This is a genomic window from Chromobacterium piscinae (assembly GCF_021129175.1).
GTDB lineage: Bacteria > Pseudomonadota > Gammaproteobacteria > Burkholderiales > Chromobacteriaceae > Chromobacterium > Chromobacterium piscinae.
Window position 1 is genome coordinate 18,969 of record NZ_JAJOHV010000028.1, and the last position, 13,257, is coordinate 32,225.

Annotated in this window: 13 protein-coding genes; 5 read left to right on the forward strand and 8 right to left on the reverse strand. The window is 62.6% G+C overall.

The window, feature by feature from the left end:
* Positions 1–21: 21 nt before the first annotated feature.
* Complete coding sequence (gene def / locus LQR33_RS10090) at positions 22–525, reverse strand: peptide deformylase (RefSeq protein ID WP_166439835.1); 504 nt, start codon at positions 523–525, stop codon at positions 22–24.
* Between the two features lie 126 nt (positions 526–651).
* Between def and LQR33_RS10095 the strand changes: the two genes are divergently transcribed.
* The 4 genes from LQR33_RS10095 to topA all read left to right on the forward strand — a co-directional run bounded on the left by LQR33_RS10095 (position 652) and on the right by topA (position 5,713).
* Positions 652–1,686 (forward strand): LysM peptidoglycan-binding domain-containing protein, encoded by a 1,035-nt coding sequence (locus LQR33_RS10095; protein ID WP_221667913.1) that lies wholly within the window; start codon positions 652–654, stop codon positions 1,684–1,686.
* Positions 1,686–2,765, forward strand: coding sequence for a DNA-processing protein DprA (gene dprA, locus LQR33_RS10100; RefSeq protein ID WP_231468775.1), 1,080 nt, complete (start codon positions 1,686–1,688; stop codon positions 2,763–2,765). The genes LQR33_RS10095 and dprA overlap by 1 nt, the downstream gene beginning before the upstream one ends.
* A gap of 29 nt (positions 2,766–2,794) precedes the next feature.
* The gene (locus LQR33_RS10105; RefSeq protein ID WP_021475573.1) at positions 2,795–3,253 is read left to right on the forward strand and encodes a Smg family protein; all 459 of its coding nucleotides are present in this window, start codon (positions 2,795–2,797) and stop codon (positions 3,251–3,253) included.
* A 156-nt stretch (positions 3,254–3,409) separates the two neighbouring features.
* Positions 3,410–5,713 carry a type I DNA topoisomerase gene (gene topA / locus LQR33_RS10110; RefSeq protein WP_231468777.1) on the forward strand — a complete coding sequence of 768 codons (2,304 nt, stop codon included), beginning with the start codon at positions 3,410–3,412 and terminating at the stop codon, positions 5,711–5,713.
* Between the two features lie 115 nt (positions 5,714–5,828).
* On the opposite strand, the gene LQR33_RS10115 is transcribed toward topA, so the two are convergent.
* The 7 genes from LQR33_RS10115 to LQR33_RS10145 all read right to left on the reverse strand — a co-directional run bounded on the left by LQR33_RS10115 (position 5,829) and on the right by LQR33_RS10145 (position 12,621).
* Positions 5,829–7,238, reverse strand: coding sequence for a hypothetical protein (locus LQR33_RS10115; RefSeq protein WP_231468779.1), 1,410 nt, complete (start codon positions 7,236–7,238; stop codon positions 5,829–5,831).
* A gap of 550 nt (positions 7,239–7,788) precedes the next feature.
* Positions 7,789–8,121: a hypothetical protein gene (locus LQR33_RS10120; RefSeq protein ID WP_231468781.1), complete on the reverse strand. Its 333-nt coding sequence runs from the start codon at positions 8,119–8,121 to the stop codon at positions 7,789–7,791.
* A gap of 141 nt (positions 8,122–8,262) precedes the next feature.
* Positions 8,263–8,631 carry a DUF1622 domain-containing protein gene (locus LQR33_RS10125; RefSeq protein WP_166439840.1) on the reverse strand — a complete coding sequence of 123 codons (369 nt, stop codon included), beginning with the start codon at positions 8,629–8,631 and terminating at the stop codon, positions 8,263–8,265.
* Between the two features lie 84 nt (positions 8,632–8,715).
* Positions 8,716–9,096: a diacylglycerol kinase gene (locus LQR33_RS10130; RefSeq protein WP_046157936.1), complete on the reverse strand. Its 381-nt coding sequence runs from the start codon at positions 9,094–9,096 to the stop codon at positions 8,716–8,718.
* A 76-nt stretch (positions 9,097–9,172) separates the two neighbouring features.
* Entirely contained in the window at positions 9,173–10,117 is a 945-nt protein-coding gene (gene gshB, locus LQR33_RS10135) for a glutathione synthase (RefSeq protein WP_046157925.1), read from the reverse strand.
* Positions 10,118–10,136: 19 nt separating this feature from the next.
* Positions 10,137–11,423 carry a glutamate--cysteine ligase gene (gshA, locus tag LQR33_RS10140; RefSeq protein ID WP_231178527.1) on the reverse strand — a complete coding sequence of 429 codons (1,287 nt, stop codon included), beginning with the start codon at positions 11,421–11,423 and terminating at the stop codon, positions 10,137–10,139.
* Between the two features lie 253 nt (positions 11,424–11,676).
* Positions 11,677–12,621 (reverse strand): carbohydrate kinase family protein, encoded by a 945-nt coding sequence (locus tag LQR33_RS10145; protein WP_021475566.1) that lies wholly within the window; start codon positions 12,619–12,621, stop codon positions 11,677–11,679.
* Positions 12,622–12,741: 120 nt separating this feature from the next.
* Here LQR33_RS10145 and LQR33_RS10150 point away from each other — a divergent pair, with 120 nt between their 5' ends.
* On the forward strand, positions 12,742–13,221 hold the full coding sequence (locus LQR33_RS10150; RefSeq protein ID WP_231468783.1) for a TlpA family protein disulfide reductase: 480 nt from the start codon (positions 12,742–12,744) through the stop codon (positions 13,219–13,221).
* Positions 13,222–13,257: the final 36 nt, after the last annotated feature.

Below are 13,257 nucleotides of genomic sequence, written 5' to 3' on the forward strand. Positions count from 1 at the left end.
TCCTGGCCATCCGGCCGGAAATTACATGTTCTGCTTTTCGCGCTTTTTCAACTTGGTCTTGATGCGGGTCTGCTTCATCTGCGACAGCCGCTCGACAAACACCACGCCGTTCAGGTGGTCGATCTCATGCTGGATGCAGATCGCCAGCAGGCCGTCGGCCTCCAGCTCGAACGGTTTGCCGTCGCGGTCCAGCGCCTTCACTTTGACGTGCTCGGCGCGGGTCACCTTGTCGTAGATGCCGGGCACCGACAGGCAGCCTTCCTCATAGACGGTCTCGCCGTCCTTGGCGACGATTTCCGGGTTGATGAACACCCGGCGCTCGTCGCGCTCCTCCGAGATGTCCATCACCACCAGGCGGCGATGGTAATCGACCTGCGTGGCCGCCAGGCCGATGCCCTTGGCCTCGTACATGGTCTCGAACATATCGTCTATCTGCTGCTGCAACGCGGCGTCGAAAACCTCCACCGGCTTGGCCACCGTGTGCAGTCTTTCGTCCGGGTAATGCAAAATGTTCAACAGCGCCATTGCTATCCACTCACTCCAAGTTGTCGTATTGCCGCGCCCGCGTCGATAATAGAGCGGTTCGGCGCAGCTTCGTTCCTCTCCGGCGCCGCGCCTTGGCGCGCCGGCATCAAAATTGGGATTCCTCGCATGCGTAAACGCATTATATCGCTTGCCCTGCTGATGGGGCTGGCCTTTCCCGCCTTTTCAGACGATCTGACCGTCAAGCCCGACGCCCCCACGCGCTACACGGTCGCGCGCGGCGACACGCTGTGGAGCATCGCCGGCCATTACCTGCAAAGCCCTTGGCGCTGGCCGGAGCTGTGGCGGATGAACCGCGACCAGGTCCGCAACCCGCACTGGATCTACCCGGGCAATGTGCTGGTGCTCGATTACGTCAACGGCCGGCCCAGGCTCAGCCTGGCTTCCGACATCCAGCGCGAGGTCAAGCTGTCGCCCCAGGCCAGGCCCGAGGAGCAGGACCGCGCGATCGCCAGCATCCCCGCCGAGGCGATCGAGCCCTTCCTCGCGCGGCCGCTGGTCGTCGATCCCGCCCAGTTCGCCACCGGGCCGAGGCTGGTGGCCGGACCGGACGAGCGGCTCAGCATCACCCAGAGCGACCGCGTCTACGCCAGCGGCGTGACCGAGAACGGCACCTGGCAGGCTTACCGGCTGGGCAAGCAGCTGGTGGACCCCGACAGCAAGGAAGTGCTAGGGGTCGAAGCCGTATATGGTGGCGATCTGGCGGTAGACAAGCTGCGTCCCGACATCCAGACGCTGACCGTCCGCAGCGTGGCCGGCGAAGTGCTGGTCGGCGACCACCTGGTGCGCGCGCCCAAGGCCGCCTTCGTCAACTATGTGCCGCGACGCCCGGAAGAAGACCTGCGCGGCAAGATCATCGCCGTCTATCAGGGCATAGACGGCGCCGCCCAGTACTCGACGGTGGCGATCAACCTCGGCGAGCGCAACCACATCGAGCCGGGCCTGGTGTTCGGCATCTACAAGAAGGGCAATTCCATCACCATCGCCGACGCCGCCGGCAAGAAGCGCGAAACCCAGCTGCCGACCGAGCAGGCCGGCTCGCTGTTCGTCTACCGCGTGTTCGACAAGGTGTCCTACGCGCTGGTGCTGGACAGCAAGGGCGCCCTCTACGTCGGCGACAGCGTCGCCACGCCGGAAGACTGATGACGACTGAACTGCAAGGCTGGCTGACGCTGGCGCTGACCCCCGGCATCGGACCGGTCGGATTTCTCAAGCTGATCGACGCGTTCGGCTCGGCCGGACACGCCGCCGCCGCCCGCGCCGCCCAAACCGAAAAGCTGGTGGGCCGCGAAGCGGCGGAAGCGCTGCAAGCCGGCGCGGCCGCGGAAGACGTTCAGGCCGCGCTGGCCTGGGCCGCGGGCGACGGCTGCCATTTGATCACGCTGCAGGACGACGACTACCCGCCGCAATTGGCGGAGGCCGCGTCGCCGCCGCCGCTGCTGTTCGGCCGCGGCCGGCGCGAACTGCTGGCGCGGCCGATGCTGGCCGTGGTCGGCAGCCGCGCCGCTACCCCGCAGGGCAAGCGCAACGCAGAAGACTTCTCGTCCGCGCTGGCCGCCCACGGCTACACCATCGTCAGCGGCCTGGCCAGCGGCATCGACGCCGCCGCCCACCACGGCGCGCTCGCGCATCCGGCGTCCACCATCGCGGTGATCGGCACCGGCATCGACCGCGTCTATCCGGCGTCCAACCGCCAGCTGGCGCACCGCGTCGCGGCGGAGGGCCTGATCCTGTCTGAGTTCCCGCTGGGCATGGGGCCGCTGGCCGGCCACTTCCCGCGCCGCAACCGCATCATCGCCGGCCTCGCCCTCGGCTGCCTGGTGGTGGAGGCCGGCACCGCCTCCGGCTCGCTGATCAGCGCGCGGCTGGCGATGGAGAGCAACCGCGACGTGATGGCGATACCGGGCAGCATCCACAATGCCCAGGCTCGCGGCTGCCACCGGCTGATCAAGGACGGCGCGCGGCTGGTGGAAACCGTGGACGACGTGCTGGACGAGATCGGCCGGCTGCCCGCCGCGCCGGCCGCCATCGCGCGGGACGCTGAGCCGGAAGCGCCGCCGCTGCTGCTCAGCATGGGTTGGGAGCCGGTGCTGGCGGATTCGCTGGCCGGGACGCTCGGGTTGACTCCCGGAGAGGTTTACGCGATGCTGCTCGAACTGGAACTGGCAGGCCGCGTGGCCAGCCTGCCGGGCGGCCGCTTCCAGCGGCTCGCACAACTCTGAGCGCCCAGCGTTCTTCACGAAAAATACCGATGTTTGACGTACTCACCTATTTATTCGAGCAATACAGCGACCCCGCCGCCTTCGGCGATCGCGGCGCCCTGACCCGCCAGCTGAACGCCGTCGGCTTCGACGACGACGACATCGGCGAAGCGCTGGACTGGCTGGACAGCGTCAGCGAAACCAGCGTCGAGCCTTATCTGGGCGCCGACGAGGGCAGCGGCCTGCGCGTCTACGCCGACAGCGAACTGGAGCACCTGCCGCCCGACGTGCGCGGCTTGATCCAGTTTTTGGAAGACAACGGCGCGCTCAGTCCCGCCCAGCGCGAAATGGTGATCGACCGCCTGCTGGAGCTGGACCCCGAGGATCTGGACGTCGATACCGCCAAGCTGCTGGTGCTGATGGTGTTGTGGGCGCAACAGGCGGAACTGCCCATCCTGCTGGGCGAGGCGCTGCTGGAAGCGGTGCATGGCGAACCAACCATGCAATAGCTTGTCAGCCTCGGTGTAGCGGGCTTAACATGCCGCCGACCGATCGTGACCCTATTTAGCATTCAAGAGCGCCCTTGCGCTCTTGTTTTGTTTGACGGATATAACAAGATGTGTCGGCCGGGCGCGTCCGGCCTCGAATTTTGCTGAAAAGATAATATGCCCTCCAGCCTCCTGATCGTTGAATCGCCATCGAAGGCGAAAACGCTGAAAAAATACCTGGGCCCGGACTTCGAGGTCCTGGCCTCCTACGGCCACGTGCGCGATCTGGTGCCGAAGAACGGCGCCGTCGATCCGGAAAAAGACTTCGCGATGAAGTACCAGCTGATCGCGCGCAACAGCAAGCACGTAGACGCCATCGTCAGCGCAGTGCGCGAGGCCGACCACGTCTATCTGGCGACTGACCCGGACCGCGAAGGCGAAGCCATTTCCTGGCATCTGGTGCAGATCCTCAACAGCAAGAAGCTGCTGAAGGACAAGACCGCCCAGCGCGTAGTGTTCCACGAGATCACCAAGAACGCGGTGCTGGACGCGATCCAGAACCCGCGCGACATCGCGCAGGACCTGGTGGATGCGCAGCAGGCGCGCCGCGCGCTGGACTACCTGGTGGGCTTCAACCTATCGCCGCTGCTGTGGAAGAAGATCCGCCGCGGCCTGTCCGCCGGCCGCGTGCAGAGCCCGGCGCTGCGGCTGATCTGCGAGCGCGAGAACGAGATCAAGGCCTTCGAGCAGCAGGAATACTGGTCGGTCCACCTCGACAGCCACAAGAGCCGCACCAAGTTCTCGGCCAAGCTGACCCAGCTCGCCGGCAAGAAGCTCGACCAGTTCGACATCCCGAACGAAGCCGAGCAGGCCGCCGTGCTGGCCCGCCTGCAGAACCTGCCGGCCACGGTCGGCTCCATCGAGAAGAAAAAGAAATCGCGCAGCCCCGCCGCGCCGTTCACCACCTCGACGCTGCAACAGGAGGCCGTGCGCAAGCTGGGCATGACCACCGACCGCGCAATGCGCACCGCGCAGCAGCTGTACGAGGGCATGGACATCGGCCAGGGCACCGTCGGTCTGATCACCTATATGCGTACCGACTCGGTGGCGCTGGCCAATGAGGCGGTGGAGGAGATTCGCGGCTATATAGGCCTGAAATGGGACGCCGATTTCCTGCCGAAGAACCCGGTCGCCTACAAGAGCAAGGCCAAGAACGCCCAGGAAGCGCACGAGGCCATCCGCCCGACGTCCATCCTGCGCACGCCGGAGATGGTCAAGCCCTTCCTGACCACCGACCAGTTCAAACTGTACGACATGATCTGGAAACGGACGCTGGCCTGCCAGATGGCGCCGGCCAAGTTCGACACCACCAGCGTCGACATCCTGGTGGGCGAAGGCGTGTTCCGCGCCAGCGGCCAGGTGCAGACCTTCGCCGGCTTCCTCGCCGTGTACGAGGAGGACGTCGACGACGCCGAGGATGAAGACAACGCCAAGCTGCCGCAGCTTGCCGAAGGCGAAGAGCTGCCGGTGGACAAGCTGTACGGCGAGCAGCACTTCACCCAGCCGCCGCCGCGCTTCTCCGAAGCCAGCCTGGTGAAGGCGCTGGAAGAATTCGGCATCGGCCGGCCGTCCACCTACGCCAGCATCATCTCGACGCTGAAGGACCGCGAATACGTGATCCTGGACAAGAAGCGCTTCCTGCCGACAGACACCGGCGACATCGTCAACAAATTCCTGACCGAGCACTTCGCCCAGTACGTCGACTACAACTTCACCGCCAAGCTGGAAGACCAGCTGGACGAGATCGCCAATGGCGGCCGCCAGTGGGTGCCGGTGATGGACACCTTCTGGAAGGGCTTCAAGAAGCAGATCGACGAGAAGGAAAGCATCTCCCGCGCCGAAGTCACCACCGAGAGCCTGGACGAGGACTGCCCGAAATGCGGCAAGCCGCTGTCGATCAAGTTCGGCAAGCGCGGCCGCTTCATCGCCTGCACTGGCTACCCGGAATGCGATTACACCCGCAACATGGGCGAGACAGCGGAGCAAGCGGCCGAGGAAGCCGAAGCGCCGACGGTGATAGAAGGCCGCTCCTGCCCGGACTGCGGCGGCGAGCTGCACATCAAGAAGGGCCGCTACGGCAAGTTCATCGGCTGCGCCAACTATCCAAAGTGCAAGCACATCGAGCCGCTGGAGAAGCCGCGCGAGACCGGCGTCACCTGCCCGGAATGCAAGACCGGCCAGCTGATCGAGCGCAAGAGCCGCTACGGCAAGCTGTTCTACAGCTGCAACACCTATCCGAAGTGCAAGTACGCGACCTGGAATCCACCGATCGCCGAGCCGTGCCCGAAGTGCAACTGGCCGATCCTGACGATCAAGACCACCAAACGCCGCGGCACCGAGAAGGTGTGCCCGCAGAAAGAATGCGGACACGCCGAGCAGATCGCGCCGCCGGAAGGCAAGGAAGAGGCCAACCCTGCGTAAGTCTGGCTCTCCCGAACCGATCAACAAACAGCCCTGCCGGCGTTGCCGGCAGGGCTGTTTTTCGTCTCCGGCGAGTCAATCCATCAGGCCAACTAAGCTGACTTAGCCAGCAAGCTCACTCCCCAGCGCCCAACAGAGTGAAGTGCCCCAATGGCATATGCACGCTTTGCAATGCCGGCACCGCGTGGGCTGCGCCGAGCAAAGTCACGGCTTGCAGGTATTGAGGGTGCGAATGAGGCACGCACCAAAGCAGGCTGATATCCACCGCGGCATCGCTCGGCAGCAGCTTGCCATCCGGTCCCTCCAGATGCAGCTTGAGATGGCCAGCATAATGCGGCGGTGTAATCGTGGAAACATGCAGCTCCTGGAAATTGTTCACCACATTCACCAGACCGCTATCAAAGGCCGCCGCCGGATCTTCCGAATACATCCGCAACTTGGATCCAGGCGGCACGCGACGGCATTTCAAGACAAAACTGAACTGTTCAGGCGTTGCGTCCTGATTATGAAACACCAGAGATTCATCTCCGCTCTTGAGCTGCGGGTCAACATTCCTCCAGGCCATTGCGCCGTTATACTGAATCCACTGAGCGGAATTCCAGTTCCCCGTCGTATAAGTCAGCGGATTATTTTTGCTGAAAAATGGATAAGACGCCGTAGAGACTATGCACACATGCTGAGGGGTTCTCAAATCAAGAATAAAGCCTTCCGACGCCCCTTTATCTCCCATATTCAAAAGAGCAAGTCCGCCACGTTCATTTAAAACCTCGCCCTGCCGCTTCCCGCCATTTACAGTACGACATTGCACCCAAGAGGAAGGCGGCTGATTGAATCCACCATCAACATAAAACATTTGCACGCTTATATTGCTTATCTTGCCATTGAATGCCCTATTTTGACAACGAGTATAAATATAATTCTTGCCGACTTTAGGCGTCTTATAAAACTCGGACTCCCATTGACTGATCAATTGCTCAGCCGTCAATGGAACATCTTGATTGCAAACAATGTCCAAGGAGTCAGTGTAAACCGCTTGAGGAACACTGCCTGCATCGTATTTGTTTTTTCGGCATAAAATGCCCCGCCACTGCTTCATGGCACTCCTGGCATAGGGCAAGGATGTATCATAACGAATGCCCAACGCCTCGGTCAGGTGATGAGCCATCACTTCAGGATGCTGGCCATCATCTTGCCAATAGGAATCGATATAGACTCCAGCAAACACATTCGCCATATCCTGAACCGTAAGACTGGGCGATAATTGATCGTATATCTGCTCCATCGCCAAGACATCGCTGATTGGAATGGGAGGATTATCATGCAGTCGGCACTTGATGACGGCCTGCCACAATTGATCCATATTTTGGATCTGATCCAAACCAATTGCTGATTCTTTCAAAAAATCATTCATGATATAGACTCCAAAAATAATCAAAAACCAAGAATTAGGAGAAGTCGATTTCACGCGCAAATACCTTCTCCTATTTTGTGCGCCACCCCATATATTGGCTTTGGCCCACTGCACTCACACTCCTACCATTCATACATTCAAATCGGCATGCCAAAGAGTGTATAAATAGCAGTTGAATGAGTTATCGGCACTCATCAGGAGAAGGTTGAGAGATTTTGAAATAAATTAGGCTGATAGAAAGATCAGTCAAAATAACTATGGAAACTGCTCTTTATGACAGAATTTTACTGAGACTTTCCATGATATTGAGATTTATAAATAGTGAACCACAATATGGAGTACCACCTTTTGAAAAACCAGGATTCTACGGATTGACAATTGCTGGCGCGGAAGAAAGGCATGATTTTTACGGGCTCAGACCGCCAGGATAAAATTCCAAATGAATGGCAATGAGCAATGGAATTGCCAATTGTTATGAAATTGGCAGAAAGTGACCATGATGGCCCGGAAGAATCCGTTCGCTGCCGATTTTGTTGCGGATCGGCATCATCCAGGCAAACACGGCCGTTGCAGGCAGCAAGCCGGCAGCATGATTAAGTTATTGATTATATGGAAAGCCACTCGCCCTCCAGCGCTATAATCGCCGTCTATGGCCCCCCCACCCTCAATCCAATTCGTCCCGGCGGATCGCCGCCGCGACACACCACCTGCGCAGGTCCTGGGAGCCGCCGAGTCCGCACCAATGGATAGAAACCATGAAAGTCAGCAGCCACTTCCCGCTCACCGGCGCCGCATCCTCACCCTGCTTGGCTTCGCGGGCCACGCCTACCTGATCCTGCCCGTTGCCTTCCTGATCGCCTTCTTCGGCCTGTCCGCGGCCGACCGCGCGCAGATCGCCGACATGACGCCGCACGCCGCAGCGATGCTGCTGCCGGCCTCCGAGCACCCGTTGTTGCCGCTGGACGCCTTCCGCGGCCAGGATCTGATGTTCTACCAAGCCGCAGCCCGGTGTACCGCACCCTGGTCGCGCGCGACTCGTGCTGGCAGCTGCTGGGCAAACAAGGCAAGGTCGCGGAGGAACCGGGCTGCACCCGCGTCTATCCCGGCTATCCAGACCACAGACAATGCTGAGGCCCGGTCAGGCAGCGGCCCGGCCTGCCTCCGCTTCGCGAATCTCGCGCGCCAGGAAGTAATTGAGCGCGGTGCGCAGCACTGCGATGGCGCCTAGCTTGCCGATCTGGTCCCAGCTGGGCGCCACCGCGGTGGACAGGATGTCGGCCGCCAGCTGCAGCTCCAGCGCCAGGGCGAGGAAGCGCGCGAAGGTCAGCCGCAGCCGGTTGTAGTCGCTATGCTGCCCGGCCAGGCTCTGCCGCAGCCAGCGGCCCGCCACCAGCAGCACGCCGGCGGCGATCGCCAGCGCGCCGCAGGCCTCCACCGCCAGTTTCAGCCACAGCGCCAGGTTCTGCACCAGCTCTTCGACGCCGGCCTGTTGCGGGGAAATCCACATATCGCTCTCCTGTTTCCGGACAAAACAAAGGCCCCGCCGCGGCGGGGCCTGGTTGTCAGAACCGGACGACCAAGTTCGGTTCCCTCAGCCGAACAGCACGATGCCCCAGACCGTGGCCAGATTGATCAGGCCCAGCAGTTGGGCGGCGCTGCCCATGTCCTTGGCCCGCTTGGCCAGCGGATGGCGCTCCAGCGAAGTATGGTCGACCGCCGCCTCGATCGCGGAATTGAGCAGCTCGATGATCAGCGTGGCCAGGCTGCTGGCCACCAGCAGCGCGCGGGCCAGCGGCGTGGTATGGACGATGAAGGCGGCCGGGATCAGGATCAGCGCCAGGATGGTCAACTGGCGGAACGCGTCCTCATGGCGGAACGCCGCCTTCAGGCCGTCCAGCGAATAGCCTAAGGCATTGACCAGCCGGGTGATGCCGGTCTTGCCCTTGAACGGACTTTCCTGCGGTTTTCCCATCATCGCTCCACAATCCGGCGGCGCCGGCTTTCAAAAGACCGGCATGGTAGCGCGGATGCGCCGCGCGGCAAAGCGCTCAATGCTGGCAGCGCCGCTCCAGCGCGTCGAGGTACAGGCCGGCGACGTTGATGCCGGTCTGGTCCATGATCTCGCGGAAGCAGGTCGGGCTGGTGACGTTGACCTCGGTCAGGTAGTTGCCGATCACGTCCAGGCCGGCCAGCAGGATGCCGCGCTTCTTCAGCTCCGGCCCCACCGCCTCGGCGATCTCGCGGTCCCGCGCGCTCAAGGGCCTGGCCTCGCCGCGGCCGCCGGCCGCCAGGTTGCCGCGGGTCTCGCCGGCGGCGGGAATGCGCGCCAGGCAGTGGTCGACCGGCACGCCGTCTATCACCAGGATGCGCTTGTCGCCGTCGCGGATCTCGGGGATGTAGCGCTGCGCCATCACCGTGCGCTTGCCGCGCCAGGTAATGGTTTCGATGATCACCGACAGGTTGGGATCGTCCGGCTTGACGCGGAAGATGCTGTCGCCGCCCATGCTGTCCAGCGGCTTCAGGATCACGTCCTGGTGCTGGTTGACGAAGGCGCGCAGGCGGTGGGCCTCGCCGGTGATCAGCGTCGGCGAGATCAGCTCCGGGAAGTGCAGGATGGCCAGCTTCTCATTGAAGTCCCGCAGCGCCTGGCCGCTGGTGAACACCTTGACGCCCTGCTCCTCGGCCAGCGAGAACAGCTGGGACGCGTACAAGTATTCCATGTCGAACGGTGGGTCCTTGCGCATCACCACCGCGCTGAAGGCGGTCAGCGGCTGGCGCAGCTTCTGGCCCAGCTTGTACCAGTTCTGGCGATCCTCGGTGATGGCCAGGTCGCAGGCGTCCACCTGCAGGCGGCCGCCCTCCACCGACAGCTGGCGCGCCTCGGCGAAGCTGAGCGCGTGGCCGCGGCGGTGCGCCTCCTCCATCATCGCGAAGGTGGTGTCCTTGTAAATCTTGAAATGTTCCAGCGGGTCGGCAATGAACAGGATGCGCATGTCTATGCTCCAGCGGGGGTTATTCGGCGTCCGGATCGGTGGCTTCCAGCTCCAGCGAGGCCGCCAGCAGCGCCAGCCGCGAGATCACGCCGTAGGCGTAGAAGCGGTTGGGCGCGCAATCGGGCAGGCCCTTGCGGTCCGGCAGGCACGGCGTCTCGAACGACAGCGGCACAAAGTGCATGCCCGGCGCGTTCAGGTTCTCGTCGATGCCGCGGCCGGTGTGCACGCGGTAGAAGCCGCCGATCACGTAGCGGTCCATCATGTAGACCACCGGCTCGGCCACCGCCTCGTTGACGGTCTCGAAGGTGTAGACGCCCTCCTGGATGATCACCTCGGACACTTCCAAGCCTTCCTTGACCACCGACATCTTGTTGCGCGCCTTGCGATTGAGGCCGATCACCTCGTCCGGGCTCTTCACGCTCATCACGCCCATGCCGTAGGTGCCGGCGTCGGCCTTGACGATGACGAAGGGGTCGTTGTCGATGCCGTATTCGCGGTATTTGCGGCGGATCTTGTCCAGCATCTGCGACACGGTCTCAGCCAGCTGTTCCTCGCCGGTGCGGGCGTGGAAATCCAGGCCGCCGCAGCTGGCGAAGTAGGGATTGATGGTCCATGGGTCGATGGAGATCAGCCGGGCGAAGTCGTCGCACACCTTGTTGTACGCTTCGAAATGATGGGTCTTGCGGCGCACCGCCCAACCGGCGTGCAGCGGCGGCAGCAGCGTCTGCTCCAGGTTCTTCAGCAGGTCGGGAATGCCGCCGGACAAGTCGTTGTTGAGCAGCACCACGCAGGGGTTGAAACCATCGGCCAACACCAGGCGGTTGCCGCGGCGCTCCAGCGGCTCCAGCGTCAGCTTGTCGCCATTGGCGGCGATCAGCTCGGTCGGCTCGGTGATCTCAGGATTCAGCGAGCCCAGGCGGACCTTCAGGCCGGCCTGCTCGAAGATGTGCACCAGCGTGGCGACGTTCTGCAGGTAGAAAGTATTGCGGGTGTGATTCTCCGGGATCAGCAGGATGCTGCGCGCTTCCGGACATACCTTGTCCACCGCGCTCTGCGCCGCTTGCACCGCCAGCGGCAGGAATTCCGGGTTCAGATTGTTGTGGCCGCCGGGAAACAGGTTCATGTCCACCGGCGCCAGCTTGAAGCCGCTGTTGCGCAGGTCCACCGAGCCGTAGAACGGCGTGGCGTGGGCATGCCACTGGCTGCGGAACCAGTGCTCGATCTGCGGCTGGGCGGCCAGGATTCGGCTTTCCAGCTCGTAAAGCGGACCGGTGAGAGCGGTGGCCAGGTGCGGAACAGGTGGCATGATATCCCCTTGGAACGGACGTTGAATTCGCTAATGGTGGGGGTGGCGACAGTCATATTCAAGTGCCGGCGCGCAATGCGGCCCGCCAGGCAGGCGAAAATCCGGTCCCAGCCGCAGAGCGGCGGCCCGCAGCGCAGGCATTCCCGCGGCGGCGATTTCCTCGCCTTTCGCCAGGACTCTCATCATAGCTCGCCGGACAAACAAAAAGGCGCCGCGAAACGCGGCGCCCTCCAAGGCATGACGGCCAGCCTGATTACAGCGGCCATTCCTCGCCATAGGCTTCGAAGTAGATGTCCTTCAAAGAGTCCCAGTCGAAGAAGTGGTTCTGGCAACCCGGCGTGGTGACCTTGATCGCGCCGATCACATTGGCCAGGCGGCCGGTGATCTTCCAGTCCACGCCGCGGCTGATGCCCCACAGCAGGCCGGCGCGGAACGCGTCGCCGCACCCCATCGGATCTACCGGCTTGATGGGCATCTGCACGCGCGGAATCAGGTGCACGGTGTCGTCGACGTAGATCTCCGCGCCCTTGGAGCCGCGGGTGACGATCAGGGCCTTCACCTTCTTGCGCAGGTCGTCGACGGTCAGGCCGGCGCGCTCGCGCATCAGCTCGCTCTCGTAGTCGTTGATCGCCACGTAGCTGGCCAGCTCGACGATCTCGTGGATCTCGTCGCTGGACAGCAGCGGCAGCTCCTGGCCCGGATCGAAGATGAACGGAATGCCCGCCGCCGCCAGCTCCCGCGAGTGCTGGATGAAGGCGGTGTAGCCACCCGGCGACAGGATGGCCAGCTCGATCGGGTCTTTGATGTCGGACACGTGGTTCTCGGTGGCGAAATCCATCGCGCCCGGATGGAAGGCCATCAGCTGGTTGCCGTCCTTGTCGGCAATGCCGAAGCATTGCGGGGTATACTGCTTGCGGATCAGGCGGATGAAGCGGTCGTCCACGCCCACCCGCTTCAGGTGCTGGCGATATGGCTCGAAGTCCTCGCCCACCACGCCCATCACGATCGGCGTCTCGCCCAGCAGGCACAGGCTGTAGGCGATGTTGCCGGCCATGCCGCCGAATTCGCGGCGCATCGTCGGAGCGAGGAAGGTGGTCGAAATCTTGTGCAGCTGATCCGGCAGGATCTGGCTGTCGAATCGGCCATGGAACGAGAACAGGGTATCGTATGCGAGCGCCCCGCAGACGAGGATAGACATGCCCACTCCGCAAAGTAATCAATCGAACATTTTAACATAAAGTTTATTTTTCGATCATCCCCGGATCGCCGCAAGTTACGGAAATCCAAGACAATTCCAATGACATCACAGGAAAAGCCGATGAACACCAAACGCCTGTTCGCCTCCCTGCTGCTGGCCGCGCTGCCGCTGGCCGCCCAGGCGGCGCCCTCGCTGGAGCAAAGCCGCTTCGCCGACCTCAACGCCAAGCCGGTGGCCGTATCCGCCTACAGGGGCAAGGTGACGGTGCTGAACTTCTGGGCCACCTGGTGCGGCCCGTGCCGCGAAGAGATGCCGATGCTGAACGGCCTGCGCAAGAAACTGTCGCCGAAGGGCGTGGAAGTGGTGGGCGTGGCGCTGGACAGCAAGGAACAGGTGGAGCCCTTCGTCAAGCAGCTGAAGATCGGCTACCCGATCCTGCTGGGCAACGACGACACGCTGGATCTGATGCGCAGCCTGGGCAACAAGACCGGCGGTCTGCCGTACACGCTAGTGCTGGATCGCCAAGGCAAGGTGGCGGCGACGCTGACCGGCAAGCTGGACGAGAAGAAACTGGAAGCGGCGGTGAAGCCCTACCTGTAATCGCTTCTCCCGCAGCCCTTCCCTCATGCAAAAAAG

Coding starts and splice junctions, on each gene's coding strand:
- def (WP_166439835.1), bottom strand. CDS start 525: ATGGCGCTGTTGAACATTTTGCATTACCCGGACGAAAGACTGCACACG.
- LQR33_RS10095 (WP_221667913.1), top strand. CDS start 652: ATGCGTAAACGCATTATATCGCTTGCCCTGCTGATGGGGCTGGCCTTT.
- dprA (WP_231468775.1), top strand. CDS start 1,686: ATGACGACTGAACTGCAAGGCTGGCTGACGCTGGCGCTGACCCCCGGC.
- LQR33_RS10105 (WP_021475573.1), top strand. CDS start 2,795: ATGTTTGACGTACTCACCTATTTATTCGAGCAATACAGCGACCCCGCC.
- topA (WP_231468777.1), top strand. CDS start 3,410: ATGCCCTCCAGCCTCCTGATCGTTGAATCGCCATCGAAGGCGAAAACG.
- LQR33_RS10125 (WP_166439840.1), bottom strand. CDS start 8,631: ATGTGGATTTCCCCGCAACAGGCCGGCGTCGAAGAGCTGGTGCAGAAC.
- LQR33_RS10130 (WP_046157936.1), bottom strand. CDS start 9,096: ATGGGAAAACCGCAGGAAAGTCCGTTCAAGGGCAAGACCGGCATCACC.
- gshB (WP_046157925.1), bottom strand. CDS start 10,117: ATGCGCATCCTGTTCATTGCCGACCCGCTGGAACATTTCAAGATTTAC.
- gshA (WP_231178527.1), bottom strand. CDS start 11,423: ATGCCACCTGTTCCGCACCTGGCCACCGCTCTCACCGGTCCGCTTTAC.
- LQR33_RS10145 (WP_021475566.1), bottom strand. CDS start 12,621: ATGTCTATCCTCGTCTGCGGGGCGCTCGCATACGATACCCTGTTCTCG.
- LQR33_RS10150 (WP_231468783.1), top strand. CDS start 12,742: ATGAACACCAAACGCCTGTTCGCCTCCCTGCTGCTGGCCGCGCTGCCG.